Below are 26,854 nucleotides of genomic sequence, written 5' to 3' on the forward strand. Positions count from 1 at the left end.
GCGGCCTTTGATTTCAACTCTTGATCACAAGTTTATCAGGGTGCAGGTGGCGAGCTCTCGGCGAGGATTCTTCGGAGATTTTCAGCGATGCGTCCGGGCGCTATAGAGTCTCTCGAAAGAAAACAGACAAGCGGTACTTGTATTTGCGCGACCTAGACACAAAGTGCCGCGTGCCCTTGCAGTGCAGTCACATCTTCAAGGAAATTGGCGAGCTATAACCTATGCTTTTTCAAATTGTCATTGGATCAATTCTGACCCACACATCGTTGGTCATTGCGGCTTGTTTATGGTGGTGTCTGAGTTGGTTGTTGTCGAAGGTCAATCACCGCGCAACACGCATCCATCGGGGCGGACAGTCTTTGCTGGTTATTGTATTGGCAATTTCGACCGCGATGGGGATGATGACAATCGGGATTTGGATGTGGGCTGTTGTGTATCATTTTCTGGCTGTTTTCCCGGATCTTGAATCCGCCACTTACTATACGTTGATTGCCTACACGACGTTGGGTCTGGGCGAGTCGGAACTTCCGAAAGCGCTACGAATCCTCGGGGGTATGACTGCGGCCAACGGTTTTTTGATGTTCGGTATGATGACCGCGATGCTGACGGATGTATTGAACAATATCCGACGTAAAGCGCTGAAACATCGCGACAGATAGGCAGAAGGCTTTCGAAACAGATGCTTGATCTAATATTTGGCGAATGGCCCTTGCTCTGAGAGAGCAATGAGAGCCCACAGCGTTGAACTAAAGAAGGCCGCCCCACAAGGGGCGGCCTTCTTTAGTTTGGGTTCCGATCAAAACCCGAAAGCGACACGAACTGCGAGATCAGTCGTAAGCCGCGTCTACGATGAACTCGACCTTCAACTCGGGACGCGCCAGTTTGGCCTCACCGCAAGCGCGCGCGGGGGCATGGCCTGTTGGAACCCAGGCGTTCCAGACCTCGTTCAACCCAGCAAAATCTTTCATATCGGCCAGCCAAATCGTCACGCGCAGCATCTTTTCACGCGATGAACCGGCCTGTTCGAGCAGTGCATCAATTTTCTCGAGACATATTCGGACTTGTTCCTGAATCGTCTCACCTTCGGCGACCTGCCCGGTCAGATAGGCCACGCCGTTGTGCTTCACGATTTTCGAGGACCGTTCACCGGTGTCGATGCGTTCAATCATGGGGAAACTCTCGCTTTGAATGTTTGATGTGATTGTTCATGGTCACAAGTTTTAGACCTTGGCAAACGAAAACAGATTGAGCGGTATTCAGAGAATTTGAAGCGGCTGAGAAGTGATGTGATATGGGCGCGCATTCCGCGAAGGCGGCCGCACCGTCGGCGCCGGCGTTGTGTCGAAAATCATCGAGTAATCACGGTAGGCCGGGCTTCAGCCCGGCACATCGGTGAGACTAAAGAAGGCCGCCCCAAAATGGGGCGGCCTTTTTGGTGGGTTTCATCCAATACAGGGTTTAAGAAATGAACCAGTGCCTGTCTTATTGAGCGTGGAGGCTCTTCATTTAGATGCAACTTGATCCAGATACATTGAAATTTGCTGAAATTTTCCAACCCGGCTATCTTGAAAGGGTGGGCAAAGTAGCGGCAAGTAGTCAAAGGTTCGCCTACTATACGAATGCAGATACTGCATTGAAAATCATACGAAACCAAGAGCTTTGGTTTCGCAATGCCACTGTATTGAACGATTTCTCGGAAATTTCGTACGGCTTAGAATTGATGCGCCAAGCATTGACAGGACCTGCAGGGCAGCGTTTCCAAGAGTCAGTCGAAGACATATTTGAAGGTACGATTGCGTTAGTTAACGAACGCCTCGATGGATGGGTGGATGATTGGCGATTGGAAACATATATCGCTTGTATTTCCGAACATGATAAAACAGAAGACCGTAGCGGTCGACTATCGATGTGGCGAGCCTACGGAGATACGGCGCTCGTAATCAACAACACCCCTTTAATGGCGGTCACAGACCTTCTAGGTGTGTACTCGATTCCCGTTGAATACCTGTCTTTAGATGAGTACCGAGATCGCTTGGACAAGACCACGGACTCTATTCTAATAAACCGCAGGTACCTTAAATCGCTAGGCCAGCCAGCAATGGTTGAACATATTCAACACATGTTGTTTCTAAGTGCTATTTCGACAAAACACCCGGGTTTTTCTGAGGAAAGAGAATGGCGTTTGTTCTATCGCCCCAATGCTCAGAGAAGCTCAGCAATGATTGAGCGCATAGAAGTCTTGGGAGGCGTCCCGCAAATCGTTTACTCACTTCCACTCAAGAATGATCCCGAACAAGGATTGTTCAGCGCTGATGTTCCAACTCTTCTCGAAAGAGTGGTGATTGGACCGACTGAATATCCTTACGTCAGCCAGCGAGCCTTCGTAAGCGCCTTGACGGTCATCGGAGTGGAAAACAGCGATTGTAAAGTCATAGCTTCGGACATCCCGTTGCGAACTGGTTAGTCGGCAACGATGTTTGACGTCGAATGAAGCGAGCCCAAACAATACCCCTTGCCAAACCCCACCAACCCCACTAATACGCGCGAGTTCTCAGTAAGAACATCGAGGCGGGGTGATTCCCGCCTTTTGGGTTCGAAGAGGGTTGGCGATGCGCGCTTGTCCTCCTCTCAACCTCAACGCCTGATAAAAGGCTGTATCTATGCAAAGCCAAAACATCCGTATTCGGCTGAAGGCATTTGACTATCGCGTTCTGGATGCCAGCACGCAAGAGATCGTCAACACTGCCAAGCGGACCGGCGCGAACGTGCGCGGCCCGATCCCGCTGCCGAACAAGATTGAGAAGTTCACGGTTCTCCGTGGCCCTCACGTTGACAAGAAATCCCGCGACCAGTTCGAGATCCGCACCCACAAGCGCCTCTTGGACATCGTTGATCCGACCCCCCAGACCGTTGACGCGCTGATGAAGCTCGACCTCGCTGCTGGTGTGGACGTCGAGATCAAACTGCAGTCGTAAGATCGGAGGGTATAGAATATGCGCTCTGGTATTATCGCAAAAAAAGTTGGCATGACCCGCCTGTTCATGGAAGACGGCAAGCAGATCCCTGTGACCGTTCTTCACCTGGACAACCTGCAGGTTGTTGCACAGCGCACCGCTGACAAAGACGGCTACACCGCCGTTCAGCTGGGCGCCGGTGCTGCCAAGGCAAAACGCACCTCGAAAGCCATGCGCGGTCACTATGCCGCTGCAAAGGTTGAGCCCAAGCGTAAGCTGGCCGAGTTCCGCGTCTCCGAAGATGGCCTGATCGATGTGGGCGCCGAGATTTCGGCAGAACACTTCCTGGAAGGTCAGAAAGTTGACGTTTCGGGTACCTCGATCGGTAAAGGCTTTGCCGGTGCGATGAAGCGTTGGAACTTTGGTGGTCTGCGCGCCTCGCACGGTGTTTCGATCAGCCACCGTTCGCACGGTTCGACCGGTCAGTGTCAGGACCCGGGCAAGGTGTTCAAAGGCAAGAAGATGGCCGGTCACATGGGTGCTGCCCGTGTTACCACCCAGAACCTGGAAGTCGTCAAAACCGACGCCGACCGGAACCTGGTCTTCATCAAAGGCGCCGTTCCCGGACCAAAATCGGGCTGGGTCACCGTCAAGGACGCCGTCAAGAAGAAAGCACCCGAAGGTCTGCCGTTCCCGGCAGCCGTAAAAGGTGCCGCAACTGAAGCACCTGCGGAAGAAGCTCCCGCGGAAGGTGGTGAAGCATGAAACTTGATGTAATCAAACTGGACGGCGGCAAAGCCGGCAACATCGAGCTGGATGCAGACCTGTTCGGCCTCGAGCCGCGCGCGGACATCCTGCACCGTGTGGTCCGTTGGCAGCGCAACAACGCGCAAGCCGGCACCCACAAGGTCAAGACCCGCTCGGAAACCAGCTACTCGACCAAGAAGATCTATCGCCAGAAGGGCACCGGTGGCGCACGCCATGGTGACCGCAATGCGCCGATCTTCCGTGGTGGTGGTATCTACAAAGGCCCCGTGGTTCGTTCGCATGGTCACGACCTGCCCAAGAAGTTCCGCAAGCTTGGCCTGCGCCACGCTCTGTCGGCAAAAGCCAAGGCAGGTGAACTGGTTGTGATCGAGAATGCCGAAGCCGAAGGCAAGACCGCCGCTCTGGCCAAACAGGTTGCAAACCTGGGCTGGAAACGCGCTCTGGTCATCGACGGCGCGACCGTGAACGAAGGGTTCCTGAAAGCGTCCAAGAACATCGAAGGTCTGGATATCCTGCCGTCGATGGGCGCAAACGTCTATGACATCCTCAAGCGTGACACCCTGGTGCTCACCAAAGCGGCTGTCGAAGCACTGGAGGCTCGTCTGAAATGAGCGCGAAGGCAGAACACTACGACGTGATCCGCAAGCCGGTCATCACCGAAAAGTCGACCATGGCGTCCGAAAACGGCGCGGTTGTCTTTGAAGTGGCGATCGACAGCAACAAGCCGCAAATCAAAGAGGCCGTTGAGGCGCTGTTTGGTGTGAAGGTCAAAGCGGTGAACACCACCGTGACCAAAGGCAAGGTCAAGCGGTTCCGCGGCCAACTGGGCCGTCGGAAAGACGTCAAAAAAGCATATGTGACCCTGGAAGAGGGGAACACCATCGACGTAAGCACCGGTCTCTGATCGGGAATTGTCCTTGGAATGAGCTGAAGGCCCCCGCGAAAGCGGGGGTTTTTCTTTAGCGGCGACACAGAAAATTGAGCGCAGAACAACCATGTTTTGCACAAATCGCTTGCTAAGTCGGGTCGGTAGTCTATCCGGTTCCCAACAAATAAAAGACATGGCAGGCGTATGACTCAACCCTCACACTTGACCCGGGAAAATCCGGATGTGAACGCCGCACGGGATTGGGTATCGACTCTTGCCAAATACCGTGAACCGAACCAGTGGCGCAGTTCATTTGAGTTGGGCGTCAGTCTTGTCCCTTTCTTTGCGCTTTGGGCGCTGTCTTGGATGTCTTTGTCCGTTAGCTATTGGTTGGCCTTTGCGATTTCTGTACTCAACGCTGCGTTCCTGCTGCGCTTGTTTGCCATTCAGCACGATTGCGGACATGGGGCGTTTTTCAAGAACCGGGACGTCAGCGATTGGGTTGGGCGAGCAATTGGTGTGCTGACACTGACCCCATATGATGTTTGGCGCCGAACACATTCCTCGCATCACAACAGCTCGGGTAATTTGGACAAACGGGGGATGGGAGACATCCATACGTTAACAGTCACCGAGTATCGAGCGCTGAGCCCAATAAACCAAATCTGGTACCGCGCCTATAGGCATCCGATCACTCTGTTCGTCTTCGGCCCCGGCTATCTGTTCCTGCTTCAAAACCGTCTGCCACTGGGCCTGATGGGTGGTCTGAAATTCTGGATCAGTGCGATGGTGACAAATGCCGCCATTCTTGCTGCACTATGTCTTATCTACTATTTTGGCGGTCTCATGCCGATGCTGCTGATCTTTCTGCCTTCAACCCTGATCGCTGCAACAGCCGGAGTGTGGCTGTTCTACGTACAGCACCAATTCGAGGGCACGCACTGGAGCCCTGATGAGAGCTGGCAACTGCACGAGGCCGCCCTGCACGGAAGTTCCCACTACATCCTGCCCTCGGTGCTACAATGGTTCAGCGCCAATATCGGCATCCATCACGTACACCACCTGTACAGCCGCATCCCGTTCTACCGCCTGACCGAGGTGCTGCGTGATCATGATGAGCTGGCAAACAGCAACCGCATGACCATCCGAGAAAGCCTCGCCAACGCGCGCCTGCACCTGTGGGATGAGAAGAGCCGTCGCCTTTTGTCCTTTGCAGAAGCCCGCAGGCTTTATGGGTGAGGGCTAGGTCTCGCTGCCTGTCGGTCAATCTGAAAGACCTCAAAAAAAGCTCGTTAACCTTGGAGAGGGAAACACCATCGATGTGCCCATCGGTCACTGGTTGGACCCGCCTTTGAAAAGATATTAAGGGCCCTCGGAAGAGGCTTTCTTGTGTTCCGATGCGCGGGGCCTTTCAGTCCGGATTAGCTTGATCCTGCTCCGCTTCGATGAATGCCTGCCAACCGTCCACCTTGCGAAACGCGCGCAGTCTTTCGTGCAGCATGGGGCCGTAGATGGACCACATGCGTTTTCGCAGGTCGCGACCTTCTGACGTGATTTTCAGAACTTTGCCGCGCCGGTCGCTGCCAAATTCGACAAACTCCACCAGTCCCTCTGCTGCCAGCCGTTTGCTCAGATGGGACAGGTTTGACTGTTCGAATATGGTGTCCTGAGCAAGCTCGTAGGGGCGCAACTGGCCCCCGTGCCGTTCAAGTGACCAAAGCAGATCGTACCATTTCAATGGCGGAAGGCCCGCATTTTTCAAAGCCGCGCCGATGTCCGACTGGATACGCCGCGTGGCCCGGTTCATTGCGACCCAGATTTCTGTCTCAAATTTCGTTGGCAGATCGTTCTTCACAACTTCGTGTTTGCCTTATTTCTGATTGCAGTCTTGGTTTGAATTAATTAGATGAAATTTCATCTACATTCCAGTGCCTATCGGATGAAAGGAACACGACCATGACCTTTAAGTCTATGATTGCCGCCGCTGCCTTGACCGTCGCCGTGACACCGGCCTTTGCGCAGACCTACAAGACCGATCAGGGGCATACCGAGGTTCGGTTCGGTTGGAGCCACGCAGGTGTTTCGAACCAAACTGGCGAGTTCACCAAAGTAGACGGCACGCTGGATCTGGATGCCGACGATGTGGAGGCCTCGACACTGAACGTCACGATTGACACGAACAGCCTGGCTTCGGGCTTTGGCCCTCTGGATGACCACCTTAAATCGGCTGATTTTTTCGAGGTCGAAACCTATCCCGAGATCACCTTCGTCAGCACCGAGATAAAACGGACCGGTGATACCACAGCGGATGTGACCGGAGATATGACCATCCATGGCGTGACCAAACCAGTAACCCTGAATGCGACGCTGACCCATCAGGGTGAGCACCCGCTGGGTGGCGCCATCGAATATTACAAAGGCGATTGGGTGGCCTTTTCGGCGACGGGTGAGATCGATCACACGGAATTTGGAGTGGGACCATTCTCAACCGGGCCGATCACCATCATGATCGATACCGAGATGAAAGCTGACGGCTAAGAATGCTGCGAATTGGGTCGTCGGAAAGACGTCAAGAAAGCATATGTGACCCTGGAAGAGGGGAACACCATCGACGTGAGCACCGGTCTCTGATCGGACCCGTCTTTGGAGAGAGAAAAAGGCCCCCGCGAAAGCGGGGGTTTTTTTGTTGCGTGATAACTATGTGACGCAATATCGCAAAGAACCTTAAATTGTAGATGTATCTTCTCTACTCAATCTTAGGCTAGTATCAACATGATATGTCAGCAAAATCGTTTTCTATTGACGGTACTCCGCAGAAACGTCTTTTTAGATCAATAATAGCGGACTATGGCTTGAGCACGTCGGTCTGTGAGTTGATCGACAATGCAATTGATCATTGGACTGCGCGAAAGCGTCGTAACCCGGTTCAGATTGACCTGTTTCTCAACGTAGATCGCCAATTGATCACCGTTCGAGACAATGCAGGTGGAGTGCCACGAGACGACATTCAACTACTTGTGTCACCTGGAGCTTCACGCGATGAAGTTGGTTTTAATTTTATTGGGAACTTTGGTGTTGGTGGCAAGCGAGCGGGTGTTGCGTTAGGTCAACGCGTGGAGGTCTCTTCGCGTTATGAGACAAACGAAACTTTCCGTTTTGTACTTTCTGATGAATGGCTAGCTAAAGACGCCTGGGACGTTGAAGTTGAGCATGTGAACGACATCAATCCGGGTACTACCAACGTTTCGATCTCCAGCTTGCGGCAAGGCTTTTCGCACCAGGATGTCGAGACACTTCAAAGGCACATATCTGAAGTCTATTCCAAGTTCATCGGCAACGGATGTGACATCAGAGTAAATGGTGTTAGTGTCGGAAAAACTGAGTTTGACGTTTGGGCATACCCGCCAGAACACAAACCGAAACTTTCCGAATTCAACATCTACCCAAGCGATGATCAAGCCGTCGCGGTCAGGATTACAGCTGGCTTGCTTCAAGACCGAAACCCGATCGAGGAAAACTATGGAGTATACGTCTACTGCAACGATCGCTTAATTGTCGCCCATGAAAAGTCTTACGAAGTAGGTTTTTATAAAGGTGAAGCTGGTGTCCCTCACCCAGACGCCTCGTTGGCCAGAACCATTGTGGAGCTGTCAGGGCCGCCAGAGCTTATGCCTTGGACGTCAAGTAAGAGCGGGCTCAACTGGAGTCATCCAACTTATCTTGCGATTAGGGATAGGATCATCGCTCTGAATACTTATTTCACCAAAGTATCGCGCCGATTGAAGAATGTTCGAGACGAACAGGTTTTTGCCCATCAGACGGGCGAGGTCGACGTCATAGATTTGGAAGGAGATGGTACTGCCAAAAGGGTAGTAGACTTGCCATTGCCCCGAGGTAGAAGGAAGTCTTATCCAGATAGGCTAATAGAAGCTAACGCGGAAACGATTCAAAAACAGCCTTGGACTCTTGGCCTTGTCGAAGCGATGGGTGTCGCTGACACGATTTCAAGAAAGAAAATTCAGACAAAAAATCGATTGTCACTTGTGATCTTGGATAGCAACCTCGAAATTGCGCTAAAAGAATTCATCGTTCACAGGGCAGATTTGTTCCGACCCGACAAGTACGGTGATGCGAAGCTTCTAGAGCTTTTCAAAAGACGGCACGAAGTCATCAACCTAGTTAAACCCCACCTGAGTTTAGATGATGTTGTTTGGAATAAAGTTCGCCACTACTACGATAGAAGAAACAAGTTGGTTCATGAGCGAGCAACTGTCCAGATTACTGACGTTGAACTGGAAGATTATCGCGCGATCGTCGAGCAAATACTTGGCTCGCTTTTCAATCTTAAGTTCTGAAGCTCGTCTAGCCCAACAGAGTTTTTGACTGCGGGGTGTACGGGGCTAGACACCCACCCCCAACCCTGTTACATGCTCCCAATCTTGCGGCCTCGGATTCGTTCCGGGGCCTCTGATATTTGTAACCGGGGACCTTCGGGGCCCTATACCCTTGGCACCTACGGGGGCCTATCACATAGCGGGGAAATCCCCTGCACTTGCTAAACGGAAGACAGAAAGCATGGCACTCAAGTCGTACAAGCCGACGACGCCGGGCCAGCGCGGGCTGGTGCTGATCGACCGTTCGGAGCTTTGGAAAGGACGTCCGGTCAAGTCTCTCACTGAGGGTTTGACCAAATCGGGCGGCCGGAACAACACCGGACGGATCACTTCACGCCGCCGCGGCGGTGGCGCAAAGCGTCTCTACCGGATCGTTGACTTCAAACGAAACAAATTTGATGTCGCGGCAGCCGTCGAGCGGATCGAATATGACCCGAACCGGACCGCATTCATCGCACTGGTAAAATACGAGGACGGCGAGCAGGCATACATCCTGGCTCCGCAGCGTCTGGCTGTTGGTGACAAAGTCGTGGCATCCGCCAAGGCCGACATCAAGCCGGGCAACGCAATGCCGTTCTCGGGTATGCCAATCGGTACCATCGTCCACAACATCGAGATGAAGCCTGGCAAAGGCGGTCAGATCGCACGTGCGGCCGGTACTTACGCTCAGTTCGTTGGTCGCGATGGCGGCTACGCTCAGATCCGTCTGAGCTCGGGCGAGCTGCGCATGGTCCGTCAGGAATGCATGGCCACCGTTGGTGCCGTGTCCAACCCCGACAACTCGAACCAGAACCTCGGTAAAGCCGGTCGTATGCGCCACAAGGGCGTTCGTCCGTCGGTTCGTGGTGTTGCAATGAACCCGATCGATCACCCGCACGGTGGTGGTGAAGGTCGTACCTCGGGTGGCCGTACACCGGTTACACCGTGGGGTAAGGACACCAAGGGTAAGCGTACCCGCAACAAGAACAAAGCGTCCCAGAAGCTGATCATCCGCTCGCGGCACGCCAAGAAGAAGGGACGTTAATCTATGTCTCGCTCTGTTTGGAAGGGTCCTTTCGTCGATGCTTACGTGCTGAAAAAAGCCGAAGCAGCGCGCGAGTCGGGCCGCAACGAAGTCATCAAGATTTGGTCGCGTCGTTCCACCATTCTGCCCCAGTTCGTGGGTCTGACCTTTGGTGTTTACAACGGCCATAAGCATATCCCCGTCAACGTCTCGGAAGACATGATCGGTCAGAAGTTCGGTGAATACTCGCCGACCCGGACCTATTATGGCCACGCCGCAGACAAAAAAGCGAAGCGGAAGTAAGTCATGGGCAAGGAAAAGAACCCCCGCCGCGTGGCTGAAAACGAAGCAATGGCGAAAACCCGTATGCTTCGCACCAGCCCGCAGAAACTGAACCTGGTTGCGCAAATGATCCGCGGCAAGAAAGTTGAGAAGGCTCTGACCGACCTGACTTTCTCGAACAAGCGTGTCGCGCAGGATGTCAAAAAGTGCCTGCAGTCCGCAATCGCGAATGCCGAGAACAACCACAACCTGGACGTTGACGAGCTGATCGTCGCCGAAGCCTGGGTTGGCAAGAACTTGGTCATGAAGCGTGGTCGTCCGCGTGCCCGTGGCCGTTTCGGCAAGATCATGAAGCCGTTCTCGGAGATCACCATCAAGGTGCGTCAAGTTGAGGAGCAAGCCTAATGGGTCATAAAGTAAATCCGATCGGCATGCGCCTGCAGGTCAACCGCACCTGGGACAGCCGCTGGTACGCCGACACCAAGGACTACGGTGATCTTCTGCTGGAAGACCTCAAGATCCGTGAGTTCATCAACAAAGAGTGCAAGCAGGCCGGTGTTGCCCGTGTGATCATCGAACGCCCGCACAAAAAGTGCCGCGTTACGATCCACACAGCACGTCCCGGTGTCATCATCGGCAAGAAAGGTGCAGACATCGAAGTTCTGCGCAAAAAGCTTGCTCGCATGACCGACAGCGAACTGCACCTGAACATCGTCGAAGTGCGCAAGCCCGAGCTTGACGCGCAGCTGGTTGCCGAGTCCATCGCTCAGCAGCTGGAACGTCGTGTTTCGTTCCGTCGCGCAATGAAGCGGTCGGTTCAGAACGCCATGCGCATGGGCGCCCTGGGTATCCGGGTGAACGTCGCTGGTCGTCTGGGCGGCGCCGAAATCGCACGGACCGAGTGGTACCGCGAAGGCCGCGTGCCTCTGCACACCCTGCGTGCCGACATCGATTACGCACATGCCGAAGCGATGACTCCCTACGGGATCATCGGGATCAAGGTCTGGATCTTCAAAGGTGAGATCATGGAGCACGATCCGCAGGCACGTGACCGTAAAGCACAGGAACTCCAGGACGGCCCTGCACCTCGTGGTGCTGGTGGCGGTCGTCGCTAAGGAGGGAAAGATATGCTTCAACCAAAGCGTACTAAATTCCGCAAGATGCACAAAGGCCGGATCAAGGGGCTCGCCAAAGGCGGTTCCGATCTGAACTTTGGCACCTACGGTCTGAAAGCACTGCAGCCCGAGCGCGTCACTGCGCGTCAGATCGAAGCTGCACGTCGTGCCATGACCCGTCACATGAAACGTCAGGGCCGCGTCTGGATTCGGATTTTCCCGGATACTCCCGTGACCTCGAAGCCGACCGAAGTCCGTATGGGTAAAGGTAAAGGCTCCGTTGACTTCTGGGCCGCGAAGGTAAAGCCCGGTCGTGTGATGTTTGAGATCGACGGCGTCAATGACGACATCGCCCGCGAGGCCCTGCGCCTGGCCGCGATGAAGCTGCCGATCAAGACCCGCGTCGTGGTTCGCGAAGACTGGTAAGCGGTTGGGGGTGACCCCGTTCGTGACAAGATAAGCCCCCGTCGGGAAATCGGCGGGGGCTTTAACATGGGCGCGCTGCCCCACGGCAGTGTTTTTGACCGAACGAAGCAGAGTCCGGTTCTTCATCTGGCTAACAATATCCCGGAGCGCGAGGCAGAGCCTCGCAAAACCCCCATCGCCTTTACCGCAAGCCTGGTCTAAGAGACGAGAATGGCACAGATTGAATCACTTTTCGTTACCAGGCTCTACCGTGCAACCCTGTCTGAATTTGATCCCAGGATCGACGCGGAGGAGCTGGAGAGCTCTTGCCTTGTCATCGCTGAAGATGATGAGGCCGGGCAGGACTGGTGTGAAGCGAATGCATATCCCGGCTACACCAGCTATGCGTCGCTGACCGATTTGCCTTGGCGGTTTCCGATATTTGCCGATCTTGTCAAAGTCCTGGATCAGCACGTCGCTGCTTTTGCCAAGGATTTGGAGTTTGATCTGGACGACCGCGCGTTGAAGTTAGAGGATTTGTGGATCAACATCCTGCCCGAGGGCGGAATGCACTCAAGCCATCTTCACCCGCACAGCGTCATCTCCGGTACAACCTATGTGGCAATGCCCCAAGGGGCGAGCGCCCTCAAGCTGGAAGACCCCCGCTCTGGCCGGATGATGGCTGCGCCGACGCGTTTGAAAGGCGGGCGGCGGGAATTGCAGCCGTTCATCTACATTAAGCCGCAGGTGGGTGACGTTCTGCTGTGGGAGGGTTGGTTGCGCCACGAGGTGCCGATGAACATGGCCGAGGATGAGCGGATTTCGGTAAGCTTTAACTATAAGTGGGAGTAAGCCCCGATCCGCGAAGCGGCAATCGCTCCGGTGGAGCGATTGAGGGGGCGAACGGGCGGAGCCCACCCGAATGGAAGCACATCTATTTAACTGTATTTTAGGTAATTGTCGCGACATTGACTGTCCTTCGTGAAGAAATCGAACTGCTCGTTTTGGGCGAGAACGAACAACCCGTCTATGCGGTTCGAGCGCGGTTGTTACCTTCTCTGTCAGACGCAATATTGATCGCGGTTATCGCGCCGACGCTCATGATGTTTCCGTGGGTGATGATACATTTTATCTTTCGAAGAACTATTTACGTAATCACCACGCAGCGTGTGGTTGTTTTGGACGCTGGAGGAGTGGTGAGTGAAATGTGCCTATCCGACATAAAGAACTTCCGTGGATCAAGAACGGCCCTTTTGCTACGTGGCGCACGCATCAAACTGTGGTTGCCTCGTTTGCCGGACGCTTGGCATTTTGAAGACATCATTCGTCGAACGATCAAAAAGACAACGGCGTAGCATTGCGCCAAACTTCCTCTTGCCACCCACCCTCTAACCCCCTATAGAGCGGCATCCTGCGATCTCCCGGCTGTGTCGGGCGATTCGTATGTCTATCATTCATCCACCAGGTCAAAGGTGACCCGTGTACGGGGCCTTCTGGTGTTTTGAGCAAAGGAAAAAGGCGATGAACGCCCAAGAACTGCGTGACAAGACCCCGGACCAGCTCCGCGAGGAACTGGCCAACCTGAAGAAAGAAAGCTTTAACCTGCGCTTTCAACAGGCAACCGGTCAGCTGGAAAACACTGCCGGCATCAAAGCGGCCCGCCGCAATGCCGCCCGCGTCAAAACCATTCTGAACCAAAAGGCCGCTGCTGCGGCATCCGAGGAGTAATCAGATGCCCAAGCGTATCCTGTCCGGAATCGTAACCAGCGACGCCAACGAGCAGACCGTGACTGTTTCGGTTGAACGCCGTTTCAAGCACCCGCTGCTGCACAAAACCGTTCGTAAGTCCAAGAAGTACCGGGCTCATGACGAAAAGAACGCCTTCAAGGTCGGCGACACCGTACGCATCATCGAATGCGCGCCGAAATCGAAGACGAAACGTTGGGAAGTTCTGGAAGCGTAAGCTTTTCGGGATTTTTCCATTTGTCGAAACCCTGGGGGATTTAACAAGACCAGCCCCCACAGGTCGGGAGAAACCACATGATCCAGATGCAGACCAATCTGGATGTCGCTGACAACTCCGGCGCACGCCGAGTTCAGTGCATCAAGGTCCTGGGTGGTTCCAAGCGTAAATACGCCTCCGTTGGCGACATCATTGTCGTCTCGGTGAAGGAAGCCATCCCGCGCGGCCGCGTAAAGAAAGGTGACGTCCGCAAGGCCGTCGTCGTACGCACCGCCAAGGAAGTCCGTCGCGAAGACGGCACCGCGATCCGTTTCGATCGCAACGCCGCCGTCATCCTGAACAACAACAACGAGCCCGTAGGTACCCGTATCTTTGGCCCCGTTGTTCGCGAACTGCGCGGCAAGAACTTCATGAAAATCATCTCGCTGGCTCCGGAGGTGCTGTAATCATGGCTGCTAAACTCCGCAAAGGCGACAAGGTCGTCGTGCTGGCCGGCAAGGACAAGGGCAAAGAGGGAACTATCACCTCGGTTGACCCGAAAGCCGGTAAAGCTGTTGTCGACGGCATCAACATCGCCATCCGCCACACCCGCCAGACCCAGAGCTCGCAAGGTGGTCGCCTGCCTCAGGCAAACCCGATCGAGCTGTCGAACCTGGCACTGCTGGACAAAAACGGCAAAGCAACCCGTGTTGGCTTCCGCATGGAAGGCGACAAGAAGGTGCGCTTCGCCAAGACCACGGGGGACGTGATCGATGCTTGATACCGCAAACTATACCCCGCGTCTGAAAACTCAGTACGCTGAAACAATCCGTGCCGCTCTGAAAGAAGAGTTCGGCTACAAGAACGACATGCAGCTGCCTAAGCTGGAAAAAATCGTTCTGAACATCGGTTGCGGTGCTGAGGCCGTCAAAGACTCGAAGAAAGCGAAAGCTGCTGTCGAGGATCTGACTGCGATTGCTGGCCAGAAGGCCGTTGCGACCAAGGCGAAGAAGTCGATCGCGGGTTTCCGCGTCCGTGAAGACATGCCGCTGGGTGCGAAAGTGACCCTGCGTGGTGACCGGATGTACGAATTCCTGGATCGTCTGATCACCATCGCGCTGCCGCGCGTTCGTGACTTCCGCGGTGTGAAACCATCTTTCGATGGTCGTGGCAACTTTGCCATGGGCATGAAAGAGCACATCGTGTTCCCGGAAATCGACTTCGACAAGGTCGACGAGGTCTGGGGCCTGGACATCATCATCACCACCACAGCGAACACCGACGCTGAAGCAAAGGCATTGTTGAAAGCATTCAACATGCCGTTCAACGCGTAAGCGCCGGGAGGATAAGACATGGCTAAAAAAGCAATGATCGAACGCGAGAAGAAGCGCGAACGCCTGGTGGCCAAATATGCCGCAAAGCGTGCCGAGCTGAAAGAAATCGCGAATGACGAGAGCAAGCCGATGGAAGAGCGTTTCAAAGCGCGTCTGAAACTGGCGAAACTGCCGCGCAACAGCTCGGCTACCCGTCTGCACAACCGCTGTCAGCTGACCGGTCGTCCTCACGCTTACTACCGTAAGCTGAAGGTCAGCCGTATCGCGCTGCGCGAGCTGGGTTCTGCTGGTCAGATCCCCGGCATGGTGAAATCGAGCTGGTAAGGGAGACATAGATATGAACGATCCTATCGGCGATATGCTCACCCGTATCCGCAACGCGCAAATGCGCGGCAAGTCCACTGTTTCCACCCCCGCATCCAAGCTGCGCGGTTGGGTTCTGGACGTGCTGGCGGACGAAGGTTACATCCGTGGCTACGAAGCGACGACCGGTGAAAACGGTCATCCGGCCATCGAAATCAGCCTGAAATACTACGAAGGCACCCCTGTTATTCGCGAACTGAAGCGGGTCTCGAAACCCGGTCGTCGCGTGTACATGGGCGTCAATGACATCCCGCAGGTCCGTCAGGGTCTGGGCGTGTCGATTGTCAGCACTCCGAAAGGTGTGATGTCGGACGCAAACGCTCGCTCCAACAATGTTGGCGGCGAAGTGCTCTGCACCGTCTTCTAAGGAGGTCTGTCAATGTCTCGTATTGGTAAAAAACCGGTCGAGCTGCCCAGCGGCGTTTCCGCCTCTGTGTCGGGTCAGACCATCGAAGTAAAAGGTCCGAAAGGCACCCGCAGCTTCACCGCAACCGATGACGTAACGCTGTCGGTTGAAGACAACGTGGTCAAGATCGACCCCCGTGGCATGTCCAAGCGTGCGCGCCAGCAGTGGGGCATGAGCCGCACTATGGTTGCCAATCTGGTTGAAGGCGTCACCAACGGCTTCAAAAAAGAGCTGGAGATCCAGGGTGTTGGTTACCGGGCTCAGATGCAGGGCAACACCCTGAAGCTGAACCTGGGCTACAGCCACGATGTTGATTTCACTGCTCCGGAAGGTGTCACCATCACCGCGCCGAAGCAAACCGAGATCGTTGTGGAAGGTATCGACCAGCAGCAGGTGGGCGAAGTCGCGGCCAAAATCCGCGAATGGCGCCGTCCCGAGCCGTACAAAGGCAAGGGCATCCGCTACAAGGGCGAGTTCATCTTCCGCAAAGAAGGCAAGAAGAAGTAAGGACGCAAACAATGGCAAACAGCAAAAGAACCCTGTTTCTGAAGCGCCGCCTGCGCGTTCGGAACAAACTTCGCAAGGTCAACGCGGGTCGTCCGCGTCTGTCCGTACACCGTTCGAACAAGAACATCTCTGTTCAGCTGATCGACGACGTACGTGGCGTGACCCTGGCGTCGGCCTCGACCTTGGAAAAAGATCTGGGTGTTGTTGGCAAGAACAACGTCGAAGCGGCCACCAAAGTGGGCGCAGCCATCGCCGAGCGTGCCAAGAAGGCAGGCGTCGAAGAGGCCTATTTCGATCGTGGTGGCTTCCTGTTCCACGGCAAGGTGAAGGCAGTTGCCGACGCCGCGCGTGAAGGTGGTCTGAAGATCTAAGACTTGCGGGCAGCTTTGCAGCTGCCCCGATGATCCGGGGGCCTCGGCACTAGTCGGGGCTCACTTGGATTGAACAAACGGCGCTAATGGCGCCACATGAGAAAAGGGATGCCAAATGGCAGAACGTGAAAACCGCCGGGGCCGTGGTCGTGACCGCGACGAAGCACCGGAATTCGCAGATCGTCTGGTTGCGATCAACCGTGTGTCGAAAACCGTAAAAGGTGGTAAGCGCTTTGGCTTCGCCGCTCTGGTGGTTGTCGGCGATCAGAAAGGCCGCGTCGGCTTTGGCAAAGGTAAAGCGAAAGAAGTACCTGAGGCCATCCGTAAGGCGACCGAACAAGCCAAGCGTCAGATGATCCGCGTGCAACTGCGCGAAGGTCGTACCCTGCACCACGACATCGAGGGCCGTCACGGCGCTGGTAAAGTGGTCATGCGCACCGCACCTGAAGGTACTGGTATCATCGCCGGTGGTCCGATGCGTGCCGTGTTCGAAATGCTGGGCGTGAAGGACGTTGTGTCCAAGTCGCTGGGCTCACAGAACCCGTACAACATGATCCGCGCCACCATCAACGGCCTGCAGAAAGAGCAGAGCCCGCGTTCGGTTGCCGCACGTCGTGGCAAAAAGGTTGCTGACATCCTGCCCAAGCGGGACGAAGCACCAGCTGCTGCTGAAGCAGAAGCATAAGGAGAGCGACCCATGGCAAAAACCATCGTCGTCAAGCAGATCGGCTCCCCGATCCGTCGCCCCGCCGAACAGCGCGCAACCCTGATCGGTCTGGGCCTGAACAAGATGAACCGCACACGCGAGCTGGAAGATACCCCTTCGGTCCGCGGCATGGTCAACAAGATCCCGCATCTTGTTGAGATCATCGAAGAACGCGGTTAAGCGAGAATTCGCTGCAAGCTTCAAGGCGCCTCCGACAAAATCGGGGGCGTTTTCGTTTGAGAGCCCTAAAATTCGATTTGGCCGCACTCAATTCAGCTTAGCAAATCGGATGTACTTCAATTTCCGGGCACAACCAGTATCGTCCAATGTCGCGCGTTGGCGATGACTTTGGCCCCTTCTCTTTGTCGGTCGGCCAGCGCGCCCTTTTCGTGCTTTGGGCAAGCAATTAGGAATGATTTATCGGTAGCAGGCTCGCGAATAGCGGGGTTTTCTTTGATTACTTCACAGACATCCTCAGAAGTGGGGTAGGGTCTCAATGGCCAAAGCCCAGAAGTGCTTGCCTCAGTATAACTTGTAGTCGTGGGTTCAGAACCGAAGTCCAAATTCGGCGCAGCGCATCCACAAGCAGCTGAAAAAAGAAGCGAAACGAGCAGCTTCGAAGAATTCATATATGGTCACCATGTAAAGTGCTTTAGATACTCAGTTTTTAACGAGTATTTGATGTTTGCTTGCACGTCTAGATTGAAGTGAAATCAAGTTTGATCGTTTCAAGTGATCATTCCCCGCTTGTTGAGGCAGACACCGATTGAGTTATTCCCCCTTTGCATATCTGCTAGACCAAAACGCGCGTTGTTAGCGGTATCGTCTGCGCCTATCTCGCACTTGTCCAATGAAGGAACAAACAAGTGACCTCGGGGAATACGCCCCGACATTCGAAAGGAATAGAGATATGGCACATACAGCTACACTGACACATGGCGGCTTCAACCTGACCGCTCGTATTGCGAACCTGATTGAGCGCGTGAAAGTAAATCGCGCCCAGGCTGCGGAATACAACCGCACCTATACCGAGCTTCAGCGTCTGAGCAATCGCGAGTTGGATGATATCGGCCTCCGCCGTTGCGACATCGCCGACATCGCGCGCGAGCACGCCTACTGCTCATAACACTCCCACCACTCACCGACAGAGAGGCGCCAATCGGGCGCCTCTTTTGGTTTCCGGTGAGGCGCGACAACAAACCTTGCAACTGTGGGCACAACGCTGTACAGCGCTCCGGTGGCATTTTAGCCACGAGAATCAAAATCAAGAAATGCCGTGTTTGGCCCATCACGCTTCGGGGGTCACATCCGGCTTAGGAGAAGCGAAATGAAACTGAACGAACTGCGCGACAATCCTGGCGCCGCACCGAAACGCACCCGCGTTGGCCGTGGTCCTGGTTCCGGCAAAGGTAAAATGGGTGGCCGTGGTATCAAAGGCCAGAAATCCCGTTCGGGTGTGGCCATCAATGGCTATGAAGGCGGCCAGATGCCGCTGTACCAGCGCCTGCCTAAGCGTGGCTTCAACAAGCCGAACCGCAAGGAATTCGCTGTTATCAATCTGGGCCTGATCCAGAAATTCGTCGACGCCGGCAAGCTGGACGCCAAAGCTGCGATCACCGAGGACGCACTGGTTGCATCCGGACTGGTCCGCCGCAAGCTGGACGGTATCCGCGTTCTGGCCAAAGGCGAAATCAGCGCCAAAGTGAACCTGGAAGTGACAGGTGCTTCGAAAGCTGCCGTTGAGGCAGTCGAGAAAGCGGGCGGTTCACTGACGGTCACAAAAGCTGCTGCGGCAGAGTAAGCGCTTGTGAGCGGGCCAAGACCCGCTTACATAGACCTCAGAGTTTTCCAAGACGCCGCCCGAGCCGGAAAACGGTTCCGGGCGGTGTTTGCATAAGAGAGACCGATTTATGGTATCAGCAGCAGAACAAATGGCAGCCAACACAAGCTGGGCTGCTTTGGGCAAAGCCACCGATCTGCGCAACCGCATCCTGTTCACGCTGGGTTTGTTGATCGTCTATCGCCTGGGCACCTTCATTCCGGTCCCAGGTATCGACGGGCAAGCCCTGCGCGAGTTCATGGAGCAGGCGGGGCAGGGCATCGGCGGCATGGTTTCGATGTTCACCGGCGGGGCGCTGGGGCGGATGGGTATCTTTGCCCTCGGCATCATGCCCTACATTTCGGCCTCGATCATCGTGCAGCTGCTGACATCGATGGTCCCCGCGCTTGAGCAACTCAAGAAAGAGGGTGAGCAGGGCCGCAAGAAGATCAATCAATACACCCGTTTCGGCACCGTGGCGCTGGCCACAGTTCAGGCGTATGGTCTGGCCGTGTCGTTGGAATCGGGCGATCTGGCGACTGATCCGGGGCTCTATTTCCGCATGTCGACCATGATCACTCTGGTTGGCGGCACCATGTTCCTGATGTGGCTGGGTGAGCAGATTACCGCGCGCGGCATCGGTAACGGCATCTCTCTGATCATCTTCGTCGGCATCATTGCCGAGGTTCCGGCTGCTCTGGCGCAGTTCTTTGCGAGCGGACGCAGCGGTGCGATCAGCCCCGCCGTGATTGTGGGCGTGATCTTGATGGTGATCGCCGTGATTACCTTTGTGGTGTTCATGGAACGTGCCTTGCGCAAGATCCACATCCAATATCCGCGCCGTCAGGCCGGTATGAAGGTCTATGAGGGCGGCTCGAGCCACCTCCCGGTCAAGGTAAACCCGGCGGGCGTGATCCCGGCGATCTTTGCCAGCTCGCTGCTGTTGCTGCCGGTAACGATCTCGACCTTCTCCTCAGGTGCCACCAATGGCCCGGTGATGTCGTGGCTTCTGGCCAACTTCGGACCCGGACAGCCGCTGTACTTGCTGTTCTTCGCTTCGATGATCGTGTTCTTCGCTTATTTCTACACGTTCAACGTGTCATTCAAACCGGACGACGTGGCGGACAACCTGAAAAAGCAGAACGGTTTTGTGCCGGGTATCCGTCCGGGCAAGAAAACTGCCGAGTATCTGGAATACGTGGTTAACCGCGTGTTGGTTCTGGGTTCGGCCTATCTGGCCGCCGTCTGTCTGTTGCCTGAAATCCTGCGGGGCCAGTTTGCCATTCCGTTCTATTTCGGCGGCACATCGGTTCTGATTATCGTCTCGGTGACCATGGATACGATCCAACAGGTCCAGAGCCACCTGCTGGCGCATCAATACGAAGGGCTGATTGAAAAGTCCCAGCTGCGCGGCAAAAGCAAGAAACGCGGCAGAAAGGGAGCTGCTCGTCGATGAACATCATTCTTCTCGGCCCCCCGGGGGCAGGCAAAGGCACGCAAGCCCAGCACTTGGTTGAAACCCGTGGCATGGTGCAGCTGAGCACCGGCGACATGCTGCGCGAGGCCAGAACCTCGGGTACGGAGATGGGCCAGAAGGTTGCTGCAATCATGGATGCAGGCAAGCTGGTCACGGATGAGATCGTGATCGGTCTGATCGAAGAGAAGCTGATGACCGAAAAAGGCGCCGGCTTCATCTTTGACGGCTTCCCCCGCACGCTGGCACAGGCGGATGCTCTGGCTGCATTGTTGGCCAAGTTGGGCCAATCGTTGCACACGGTCATCGAGATGCGAGTCGAGGACGACGTTCTGGTAGAACGCATCGTCAACCGGGCCGAAGAAGCACGCGCTGCGGGGAAACCTGTGCGGGCGGATGACAATGAAGAAAGCGTGCGAATCCGATTGATGGAGTATTACAAGAAGACCGCTCCACTGATCGGGTACTACCACGCCAAGGGCGACCTGCGCCCGGTTAATGGTCTGGCAAGTATCGAAGAAGTCACCGCCTCGATCGAGGCGATTCTGGGCTGACTTCAGGTTGGGGCTTGACGGCCCCACCAAAAGCCCATATCGACCCCCATCCCTAAAGGGAATCAAGACCGCGTGCGGGATTCGTCCCCTACGCCCCGACCACCTCGAATAATGCTGAACCCTCTGGCCACACTGCCACGGTAAAGCGTTGTGAAAAAAGGTTCTGGAGTTACGGAACCGCAACGAAAAGGAAAGTGACACGTGGCACGTATTGCCGGCGTAAACATCCCGACTGCAAAGCGGGTACCAATCGCCCTCACATATATCACCGGTATCGGAAACACCTCGGCCAAAGCGATCTGCGAAGCCGTAGGCATTGAAGCGCACCGTCGCGTCAACGAACTGTCCGACGCCGAAGTTCTGGCCATCCGCGAGCACATCGATGCGAACTTCACCGTCGAAGGTGACCTGCGTCGTGAAGTTCAGATGAACGTCAAGCGCCTGATGGACCTGGGCTGCTATCGCGGTCTGCGTCACCGCCGCAACCTGCCGGTTCGCGGTCAGCGTACCCACACCAATGCTCGTACCCGCAAAGGCCCCGCAAAGGCCATTGCCGGTAAGAAGAAATAAGGGAGGGTCTGACCGATGGCACGCGATAAGACTCGCATCAAGCGCAAAGAGCGCAAGAACATCGCATCGGGCGTTGCCCATGTGAACTCGACCTTCAACAACACCAAGATCCTGATCTCGGACGTACAGGGCAACGCCATTTCGTGGTCGTCTGCCGGTACCATGGGCTTCAAAGGATCGCGGAAATCGACACCCTACGCCGCTCAGATGGCTGCAGAAGATGCAGGCAAAAAGGCGCAGGACCATGGCGTCAAGACGCTGGAAGTCGAAGTTCAGGGCCCCGGTTCGGGCCGTGAATCGGCTCTGCGTGCGCTGGCCGCAGTGGGCTTCAACATCACGTCGATCCGCGACGTGACACCGATCGCTCACAACGGCTGCCGTCCGCCGAAGCGCCGCCGCGTCTAAGCGATTTTGAATTCAGCTGGGGCCCGCGTTTTCGCACGGCCCCAGCACGTCATTTTGAACCTCGGGCGTCTGCACCTTGTTGGTCATGGGGCGCGGACAGGAATGGAGGGATTACATGATCCACAAGAATTGGGCAGAATTGATCAAGCCGACCCAGCTTGACGGCAAGCCGGGCAACGACCCTGCACGTCAGGCAACCCTGGTTGCCGAGCCGCTGGAGCGTGGCTTTGGTCTGACTCTGGGTAACGCGCTGCGCCGCGTTCTGATGAGCAGCTTGCAAGGCGCGGCCATCACCAGCGTTCAGATCGACAACGTCCTGCACGAGTTCTCGAGCGTGGCGGGCGTACGTGAAGACGTCACCGACATCATTCTGAACCTCAAAGGCGTGTCGCTGCGCATGGAAGTCGAAGGCCCCAAGCGCCTGTCGATCAATGCCAAAGGCCCTGCCGTCGTCACCGCTGGCGACATCAGCGAAAGCGCTGGCATCGAGGTTCTGAACCGCGATCACGTCATTTGCCACCTGGATGATGGCGCTGACCTGTTCATGGAACTGACCGTCAACACCGGCAAAGGCTACGTCTCGGCTGAGAAGAACAAGCCCGAAGATGCACCCATCGGCCTGATCCCGATCGACGCGATCTATTCGCCGGTCAAAAAGGTTGCCTATGACGTCCAGCCGACCCGTGAAGGTCAGGTTCTGGACTATGACAAGCTGACCCTGAAGATCGACACCGACGGTTCGATCACGCCCGAAGATGCTCTGGCCTTCGCCGCGCGTATCCTGCAGGACCAGCTGTCGATCTTCGTCAACTTCGACGAGCCGGAATCGGCTGGCCGTCAGGACGAAGACGATGGTCTGGAGTTCAATCCGCTGCTGCTGAAGAAAGTGGACGAGCTGGAATTGTCGGTCCGTTCGGCAAACTGCCTCAAGAACGACAACATCGTTTACATCGGCGACCTGATCCAGAAGACCGAAGCCGAGATGCTGCGCACTCCGAACTTTGGCCGCAAGTCGCTGAACGAGATCAAAGAAGTGCTGTCCGGCATGGGTCTGCACCTCGGCATGGATGTCGAGGATTGGCCGCCCGACAACATCGAAGATCTGGCGAAGAAATTCGAAGACGCGTTCTAAGCGCGTCTTCCCAAATGCCCGGCCCGAATTGGGACTATCCGGGGACCGTATGGGCACTTCCGCCCCAAGGAGAGCCGGTGACACGCATCGCCGGCCAGACAAAGCAAAACGCGAAAGAAGGAACTAGAAAATGCGTCACGCACGTGGTTATCGCCGCCTGAACCGTACTCATGAGCACCGCAAAGCTCTGTTTGCGAACATGGCTGGCTCGCTCATCGAACATGAGCAGATCAAAACAACTCTGCCCAAGGCAAAAGAACTGCGCCCGATCATCGAAAAGCTGGTCACTTTGGGCAAGCGCGGCGACCTGCACGCCCGCCGTCAGGCCGCAGCACAGCTGAAAGAAGACAAAGACGTCGCAAAGCTGTTCGAAGTTCTGGGCCCCCGCTACGCCGAGCGTCAGGGCGGTTATGTCCGCATCCTGAAAGCAGGCTTCCGCTATGGCGACATGGCACCGATGGCGATCATCGAATTCGTTGATCGTGACGTCGACGCCAAAGGCGCGGCTGACAAAGCCCGCGTTGCCGCCGAAGAGGCCGCAGACGAAGAATAAGAAAGCCCGCGGCTTTCCGAATTTAGCCCCCGCGCCTTCGGCGCGGGGGTTCTTCTTTTTTGGGCATGGCAGAACGGGCAGGGTTAGCCTGATGTCGTATTTGAACATGTTCCAGTGGATTCTCAGGACGAAAGCCGCGCTTGCATTGCTGGGCGAGTGGACGCATATCCATCGGGTCCTTTTAGTTTGAGGTCCGAATGTTACGTGCGTCCCTTTTTGCCTTTCTCTTAGTGTGCGCATCCATGGCCACGGCAGAAACCCGCGTGCCCAAGTCGCAGGCTGAAATCAGCTTTGGCTTTGCTCCGGTGGTCAAGCAGGCCTCGCCTGCCGTCGTTAACATCTATGCCAAGATCGTTCGGCAAGGACGGGCCAATCCATTTTTCTCGGACCCGTTCTTTCGGGATTTTCTGGGTCGCGGCTTTGGCGAATCCCGTCCTCGGGTGCAGAACTCGCTGGGGTCCGGGGTGGTTCTGTCTGCAGATGGGTATGTGGTCTCAAACTTCCATGTTGTTGGCACCGCGACCGAAATTCGGGTGGTGACGACCGACCGGCGGGAGTATTCGGCCACTGTGGTTCTGGGTGACAAGGAAAGCGACATTGCGATCTTGCGGCTGAACGAGGCCAACGACCTGCCTTTCCTGCAGATGCGCGATTCCGATCAGGTTGAGGTCGGTGAATTGACCCTGGCCATCGGCAACCCGTTCGGCGTGGGGCAGACCGTGTCATCGGGCATTATCTCAGGGCTTGCGCGCACCGGAACCGCAACCGGAAACGCGCGCGGGTACTTCATTCAGACAGATGCGGCGATCAACCCAGGTAATTCCGGTGGCGCGCTGATCGATGTAAATGGGGACCTGATCGGCATTAATACCTCAATCCTGACACGGTCGGGCGGGTCGAACGGGATCGGTTTTGCCATCCCCGCCAATCTGGTGGCCGAGTTCCTGCGTCAGGCGCAGGCGGGCAACGAAAATTTCATCAGTCCCTGGGCGGGAATGGCCGGCCAGCACATGAGCGCGGATATTGCCGAGTCGCTGGGTATGGTCATCCCCTTGGGCGTCGTGATTTCCGACTTGCATGAACTGAGCCCGCTGGCCGAAGCAGGCCTGCGGGTCGGGGATGTTGTCACCCATGTGGACGGGGGTGAGGTGAACTCTCCGGCCGAGATGAAATTCCGTATGGTGGTCGCCGGAGTTGGTGGAAAGTCGGTCCTGACCCGGCTGCGTGGCGAAGATCGCTCGGACATCGAAGTGGCGTTGATCAAAGCACCTGAAACACCGGCTGCCGACGAAACCACATTGGATGAGGATACGGCGCTGCCTGGGTTGATAGTGTCCGGGATCAATCCGGCGGTCATCGTGCGGCTTGGTCTGACATTGTCTCAAACCGGGGTTGTCGTTGTTGACCCCGGCCCCTACGGCGCAAGGGCCGGACTACGCGCGGGCGATGTTTTGAAAAATATCGACGACACCGATGTCGACACTCCCGCGGATGTCCTGCAGGCCCTCACCGAGCCGGGCCGCCGGGTTCGGGTCGAGATTGAACGGGCCGGCCGTTCAGTTTCCTTGCGGTTCCGGCTGTGACCCGTGAGTGATCTGTTCGATACCGGGCCCGCCGAAGCCACCGCGTCGCCGCATCGGCCGCTGGCAGATCGCTTGCGCCCACAATCATTGCCCGAGGTGATCGGGCAAGAGCAGGTGTTGGGGCCGGATGCGCCGTTGGGGGTGATGCTGGCCTCGGGCAGCTTGTCGAGCCTGATCTTCTGGGGCCCGCCCGGCGTGGGCAAGACAACCATTGCCAGGTTGCTGGCGCAGGAAACCGATCTGCATTTCGTTCAGATCAGCGCGATCTTCACTGGTGTCCCGGACCTCAAGAAGGTGTTCGAGGCCGCCAAGATCCGTCGGCAGAACGGGCAGGGTACCTTGTTGTTTGTTGACGAAATCCATCGGTTCAACAAGGCGCAGCAGGATGGGTTCCTGCCTCATATGGAAGACGGTACGATCTTGCTGGTTGGGGCGACCACTGAAAACCCCTCGTTCGAACTGAACGCAGCGGTTCTCAGCCGGTCTCAGGTGTTGGTGCTGGAGCGGCTCAGCCTCGCCGATCTTGAGCGTTTGACCCAACGTGCCGAGAAAGAGCTGGACCGGGCATTGCCCCTGACCCCTGCGGCCCGCGACGCGTTGCAGGAGATGGCGGATGGTGACGGGCGTGCACTGTTGAACCTGATCGAACAGGTTGCTGCCTGGAAAGTGGATGCCGCTCTGGACCCGGATGCATTATCGACGCGCCTGATGCGGCGGGCTGCAAAGTACGACAAATCGGGAGATGAACATTACAATCTGATCTCGGCGTTGCACAAATCGGTCCGCGGATCGGACCCGGACGCCGCACTCTATTGGTTCGCGCGGATGCTGACCGGCGGGGAAGACCCACGCTATCTGGCGCGGAGGATCACCAGGATGGCGGTCGAGGATATCGGTTTGGCTGATCCTCAAGCGCAGTCCATCTGTCTGCACAGCTGGGAAACTTACGAGCGGTTGGGATCGCCCGAGGGCGAGTTGGCTTTGGCGCAGGCAGTCGTCTATCTGGCGCTCGCTCCGAAATCGAACGGAGCTTACGTGGGATACAAGGCGGCGATGCGTCTGGCCAAGCAATCTGGCAGCGAACCTCCACCCAAACATATCCTGAACGCACCGACATCTTTAATGAAGGATCAGGGGTATGGCGCAGGTTACGCCTATGATCACGACGCCGAGGATGGGTTCTCGGGCCAGAACTATTTCCCGGATGAGATGAAGCGCCCGGTTCTCTATCAGCCGGTCGAGCGTGGCTTTGAACGCGAACTAAAAAAGCGGCTTGAGTATTTCGCCAAGCTGAGGACACAGCGCAATCCGGGGTAGGCTTGACTCTGCACCCGATGCGCGCGACA

The 26,854-nt window shown here is 56.0% G+C and carries 39 protein-coding genes and 1 pseudogene; 38 read left to right on the top strand and 2 right to left on the bottom strand.

Features of this window, described 5'->3' with window-relative positions; genetic code table 11:
- The first annotated feature begins 308 nt into the window (after nucleotides 1-308).
- Nucleotides 309-659 (top strand): ion channel, encoded by a 351-nt coding sequence (locus RA27_RS23145; RefSeq protein ID WP_193746502.1) that lies wholly within the window; start codon nucleotides 309-311, stop codon nucleotides 657-659.
- Between the two features lie 168 nt (nucleotides 660-827).
- On the opposite strand, the gene RA27_RS10370 is transcribed toward RA27_RS23145, so the two are convergent.
- The gene (locus tag RA27_RS10370; RefSeq protein WP_039538251.1) at nucleotides 828-1,169 is read right to left on the bottom strand and encodes a RidA family protein; all 342 of its coding nucleotides are present in this window, start codon (nucleotides 1,167-1,169) and stop codon (nucleotides 828-830) included.
- A 341-nt stretch (nucleotides 1,170-1,510) separates the two neighbouring features.
- Between RA27_RS10370 and RA27_RS10375 the strand changes: the two genes are divergently transcribed.
- The 6 genes from RA27_RS10375 (at nucleotide 1,511) to RA27_RS10400 (ending at nucleotide 5,829) form a co-directional block, all read left to right on the top strand.
- Nucleotides 1,511-2,464: a DUF2971 domain-containing protein gene (locus RA27_RS10375; RefSeq protein WP_039538253.1), complete on the top strand. Its 954-nt coding sequence runs from the start codon at nucleotides 1,511-1,513 to the stop codon at nucleotides 2,462-2,464.
- Nucleotides 2,465-2,660: 196 nt separating this feature from the next.
- A complete protein-coding gene (gene rpsJ / locus RA27_RS10380) occupies nucleotides 2,661-2,975 on the top strand; it encodes a 30S ribosomal protein S10 (protein ID WP_008756422.1) in 315 nt (104 codons plus the stop codon).
- Between the two features lie 18 nt (nucleotides 2,976-2,993).
- Complete coding sequence (gene rplC / locus RA27_RS10385; RefSeq protein WP_039538255.1) at nucleotides 2,994-3,719, top strand: 50S ribosomal protein L3; 726 nt, start codon at nucleotides 2,994-2,996, stop codon at nucleotides 3,717-3,719.
- On the top strand, nucleotides 3,716-4,333 hold the full coding sequence (gene rplD / locus RA27_RS10390; protein ID WP_010437039.1) for a 50S ribosomal protein L4: 618 nt from the start codon (nucleotides 3,716-3,718) through the stop codon (nucleotides 4,331-4,333). Before rplC ends, rplD begins: the two co-directional genes overlap by 4 nt.
- Nucleotides 4,330-4,626, top strand: coding sequence for a 50S ribosomal protein L23 (locus RA27_RS10395; protein ID WP_010437040.1), 297 nt, complete (start codon nucleotides 4,330-4,332; stop codon nucleotides 4,624-4,626). The genes rplD and RA27_RS10395 overlap by 4 nt, the downstream gene beginning before the upstream one ends.
- A 168-nt stretch (nucleotides 4,627-4,794) precedes the next feature.
- Complete coding sequence (locus RA27_RS10400) at nucleotides 4,795-5,829, top strand: fatty acid desaturase (RefSeq protein ID WP_052265254.1); 1,035 nt, start codon at nucleotides 4,795-4,797, stop codon at nucleotides 5,827-5,829.
- 172 nt (nucleotides 5,830-6,001) lie between these two features.
- Here RA27_RS10400 and RA27_RS10405 read toward each other — a convergent pair whose 3' ends face one another.
- The gene (locus tag RA27_RS10405) at nucleotides 6,002-6,445 is read right to left on the bottom strand and encodes a MarR family transcriptional regulator (RefSeq protein WP_241484046.1); all 444 of its coding nucleotides are present in this window, start codon (nucleotides 6,443-6,445) and stop codon (nucleotides 6,002-6,004) included.
- A gap of 101 nt (nucleotides 6,446-6,546) precedes the next feature.
- Between RA27_RS10405 and RA27_RS10410 the strand changes: the two genes are divergently transcribed.
- The 31 genes and pseudogenes from RA27_RS10410 (at nucleotide 6,547) to RA27_RS10555 (ending at nucleotide 26,825) form a co-directional block, all read left to right on the top strand.
- On the top strand, nucleotides 6,547-7,128 hold the full coding sequence (locus RA27_RS10410) for a YceI family protein (protein WP_039538258.1): 582 nt from the start codon (nucleotides 6,547-6,549) through the stop codon (nucleotides 7,126-7,128).
- 9 nt (nucleotides 7,129-7,137) lie between these two features.
- Nucleotides 7,138-7,221: pseudogene (locus RA27_RS23675) on the top strand (50S ribosomal protein L23); the annotation flags it as partial.
- Between the two features lie 221 nt (nucleotides 7,222-7,442).
- Nucleotides 7,443-8,945, top strand: coding sequence for an ATP-binding protein (locus tag RA27_RS10415; protein WP_193746503.1), 1,503 nt, complete (start codon nucleotides 7,443-7,445; stop codon nucleotides 8,943-8,945).
- 220 nt (nucleotides 8,946-9,165) lie between these two features.
- Nucleotides 9,166-10,008 (top strand): 50S ribosomal protein L2, encoded by an 843-nt coding sequence (rplB, locus tag RA27_RS10420; RefSeq protein WP_039538264.1) that lies wholly within the window; start codon nucleotides 9,166-9,168, stop codon nucleotides 10,006-10,008.
- Between the two features lie 3 nt (nucleotides 10,009-10,011).
- Nucleotides 10,012-10,290 (top strand): 30S ribosomal protein S19, encoded by a 279-nt coding sequence (rpsS, locus tag RA27_RS10425; protein ID WP_010437056.1) that lies wholly within the window; start codon nucleotides 10,012-10,014, stop codon nucleotides 10,288-10,290.
- A gap of 3 nt (nucleotides 10,291-10,293) precedes the next feature.
- Entirely contained in the window at nucleotides 10,294-10,674 is a 381-nt protein-coding gene (gene rplV, locus RA27_RS10430; RefSeq protein WP_039538267.1) for a 50S ribosomal protein L22, read from the top strand.
- Entirely contained in the window at nucleotides 10,674-11,384 is a 711-nt protein-coding gene (gene rpsC, locus RA27_RS10435) for a 30S ribosomal protein S3 (protein WP_008758042.1), read from the top strand. Before rplV ends, rpsC begins: the two co-directional genes overlap by 1 nt.
- Nucleotides 11,385-11,396: 12 nt before the next feature.
- Complete coding sequence (gene rplP / locus RA27_RS10440; RefSeq protein WP_039538270.1) at nucleotides 11,397-11,810, top strand: 50S ribosomal protein L16; 414 nt, start codon at nucleotides 11,397-11,399, stop codon at nucleotides 11,808-11,810.
- A 210-nt stretch (nucleotides 11,811-12,020) separates the two neighbouring features.
- On the top strand, nucleotides 12,021-12,641 hold the full coding sequence (locus tag RA27_RS10445) for a 2OG-Fe(II) oxygenase family protein (RefSeq protein WP_039538273.1): 621 nt from the start codon (nucleotides 12,021-12,023) through the stop codon (nucleotides 12,639-12,641).
- Between the two features lie 116 nt (nucleotides 12,642-12,757).
- Nucleotides 12,758-13,144, top strand: coding sequence for a hypothetical protein (locus RA27_RS10450; RefSeq protein ID WP_152610692.1), 387 nt, complete (start codon nucleotides 12,758-12,760; stop codon nucleotides 13,142-13,144).
- A gap of 166 nt (nucleotides 13,145-13,310) precedes the next feature.
- Nucleotides 13,311-13,517, top strand: a complete 207-nt coding sequence (gene rpmC / locus RA27_RS10455; RefSeq protein ID WP_039538276.1) for a 50S ribosomal protein L29 — start codon at nucleotides 13,311-13,313, stop codon at nucleotides 13,515-13,517.
- Between the two features lie 4 nt (nucleotides 13,518-13,521).
- Entirely contained in the window at nucleotides 13,522-13,752 is a 231-nt protein-coding gene (rpsQ, locus tag RA27_RS10460; RefSeq protein ID WP_039538279.1) for a 30S ribosomal protein S17, read from the top strand.
- Nucleotides 13,753-13,829: 77 nt separating this feature from the next.
- Nucleotides 13,830-14,198, top strand: a complete 369-nt coding sequence (gene rplN, locus RA27_RS10465; RefSeq protein WP_008757934.1) for a 50S ribosomal protein L14 — start codon at nucleotides 13,830-13,832, stop codon at nucleotides 14,196-14,198.
- A 2-nt stretch (nucleotides 14,199-14,200) separates the two neighbouring features.
- On the top strand, nucleotides 14,201-14,512 hold the full coding sequence (rplX, locus tag RA27_RS10470) for a 50S ribosomal protein L24 (protein ID WP_039538284.1): 312 nt from the start codon (nucleotides 14,201-14,203) through the stop codon (nucleotides 14,510-14,512).
- Nucleotides 14,505-15,065 carry a 50S ribosomal protein L5 gene (rplE, locus tag RA27_RS10475; protein ID WP_039538287.1) on the top strand — a complete coding sequence of 187 codons (561 nt, stop codon included), beginning with the start codon at nucleotides 14,505-14,507 and terminating at the stop codon, nucleotides 15,063-15,065. The genes rplX and rplE overlap by 8 nt, the downstream gene beginning before the upstream one ends.
- Nucleotides 15,066-15,083: 18 nt before the next feature.
- A complete protein-coding gene (gene rpsN / locus RA27_RS10480) occupies nucleotides 15,084-15,389 on the top strand; it encodes a 30S ribosomal protein S14 (protein ID WP_010437098.1) in 306 nt (101 codons plus the stop codon).
- 13 nt (nucleotides 15,390-15,402) lie between these two features.
- Nucleotides 15,403-15,795, top strand: coding sequence for a 30S ribosomal protein S8 (gene rpsH, locus RA27_RS10485; RefSeq protein ID WP_010437099.1), 393 nt, complete (start codon nucleotides 15,403-15,405; stop codon nucleotides 15,793-15,795).
- A gap of 12 nt (nucleotides 15,796-15,807) precedes the next feature.
- Entirely contained in the window at nucleotides 15,808-16,341 is a 534-nt protein-coding gene (rplF, locus tag RA27_RS10490; RefSeq protein ID WP_039538290.1) for a 50S ribosomal protein L6, read from the top strand.
- 11 nt (nucleotides 16,342-16,352) lie between these two features.
- Nucleotides 16,353-16,712 (top strand): 50S ribosomal protein L18, encoded by a 360-nt coding sequence (gene rplR / locus RA27_RS10495; RefSeq protein ID WP_010437103.1) that lies wholly within the window; start codon nucleotides 16,353-16,355, stop codon nucleotides 16,710-16,712.
- Nucleotides 16,713-16,827: 115 nt separating this feature from the next.
- On the top strand, nucleotides 16,828-17,397 hold the full coding sequence (gene rpsE / locus RA27_RS10500) for a 30S ribosomal protein S5 (protein ID WP_039538294.1): 570 nt from the start codon (nucleotides 16,828-16,830) through the stop codon (nucleotides 17,395-17,397).
- Between the two features lie 12 nt (nucleotides 17,398-17,409).
- Nucleotides 17,410-17,598 (top strand): 50S ribosomal protein L30, encoded by a 189-nt coding sequence (rpmD, locus tag RA27_RS10505; RefSeq protein ID WP_039538297.1) that lies wholly within the window; start codon nucleotides 17,410-17,412, stop codon nucleotides 17,596-17,598.
- A gap of 730 nt (nucleotides 17,599-18,328) precedes the next feature.
- The gene (locus RA27_RS10510; RefSeq protein ID WP_039538301.1) at nucleotides 18,329-18,544 is read left to right on the top strand and encodes a DUF1127 domain-containing protein; all 216 of its coding nucleotides are present in this window, start codon (nucleotides 18,329-18,331) and stop codon (nucleotides 18,542-18,544) included.
- 201 nt (nucleotides 18,545-18,745) lie between these two features.
- Nucleotides 18,746-19,219 (top strand): 50S ribosomal protein L15, encoded by a 474-nt coding sequence (gene rplO, locus RA27_RS10515; protein ID WP_039538304.1) that lies wholly within the window; start codon nucleotides 18,746-18,748, stop codon nucleotides 19,217-19,219.
- Between the two features lie 109 nt (nucleotides 19,220-19,328).
- A complete protein-coding gene (secY, locus tag RA27_RS10520) occupies nucleotides 19,329-20,693 on the top strand; it encodes a preprotein translocase subunit SecY (protein ID WP_039538307.1) in 1,365 nt (454 codons plus the stop codon).
- A complete protein-coding gene (locus RA27_RS10525; protein WP_039538310.1) occupies nucleotides 20,690-21,265 on the top strand; it encodes an adenylate kinase in 576 nt (191 codons plus the stop codon). The genes secY and RA27_RS10525 overlap by 4 nt, the downstream gene beginning before the upstream one ends.
- A 201-nt stretch (nucleotides 21,266-21,466) precedes the next feature.
- Complete coding sequence (gene rpsM, locus RA27_RS10530) at nucleotides 21,467-21,835, top strand: 30S ribosomal protein S13 (protein ID WP_008757392.1); 369 nt, start codon at nucleotides 21,467-21,469, stop codon at nucleotides 21,833-21,835.
- A gap of 15 nt (nucleotides 21,836-21,850) precedes the next feature.
- On the top strand, nucleotides 21,851-22,240 hold the full coding sequence (gene rpsK / locus RA27_RS10535; RefSeq protein ID WP_010437126.1) for a 30S ribosomal protein S11: 390 nt from the start codon (nucleotides 21,851-21,853) through the stop codon (nucleotides 22,238-22,240).
- 115 nt (nucleotides 22,241-22,355) lie between these two features.
- Nucleotides 22,356-23,372 carry a DNA-directed RNA polymerase subunit alpha gene (locus RA27_RS10540; protein ID WP_010437127.1) on the top strand — a complete coding sequence of 339 codons (1,017 nt, stop codon included), beginning with the start codon at nucleotides 22,356-22,358 and terminating at the stop codon, nucleotides 23,370-23,372.
- Between the two features lie 130 nt (nucleotides 23,373-23,502).
- Nucleotides 23,503-23,925 carry a 50S ribosomal protein L17 gene (gene rplQ, locus RA27_RS10545; RefSeq protein WP_039538314.1) on the top strand — a complete coding sequence of 141 codons (423 nt, stop codon included), beginning with the start codon at nucleotides 23,503-23,505 and terminating at the stop codon, nucleotides 23,923-23,925.
- A gap of 197 nt (nucleotides 23,926-24,122) precedes the next feature.
- The gene (locus RA27_RS10550; protein WP_039538317.1) at nucleotides 24,123-25,508 is read left to right on the top strand and encodes a trypsin-like peptidase domain-containing protein; all 1,386 of its coding nucleotides are present in this window, start codon (nucleotides 24,123-24,125) and stop codon (nucleotides 25,506-25,508) included.
- A 3-nt stretch (nucleotides 25,509-25,511) separates the two neighbouring features.
- A complete protein-coding gene (locus RA27_RS10555; RefSeq protein WP_039538320.1) occupies nucleotides 25,512-26,825 on the top strand; it encodes a replication-associated recombination protein A in 1,314 nt (437 codons plus the stop codon).
- Nucleotides 26,826-26,854: the final 29 nt, after the last annotated feature.

It is taken from the genome of Ruegeria sp. ANG-R (genome assembly GCF_000813985.1).
Lineage (GTDB): Bacteria > Pseudomonadota > Alphaproteobacteria > Rhodobacterales > Rhodobacteraceae > Ruegeria.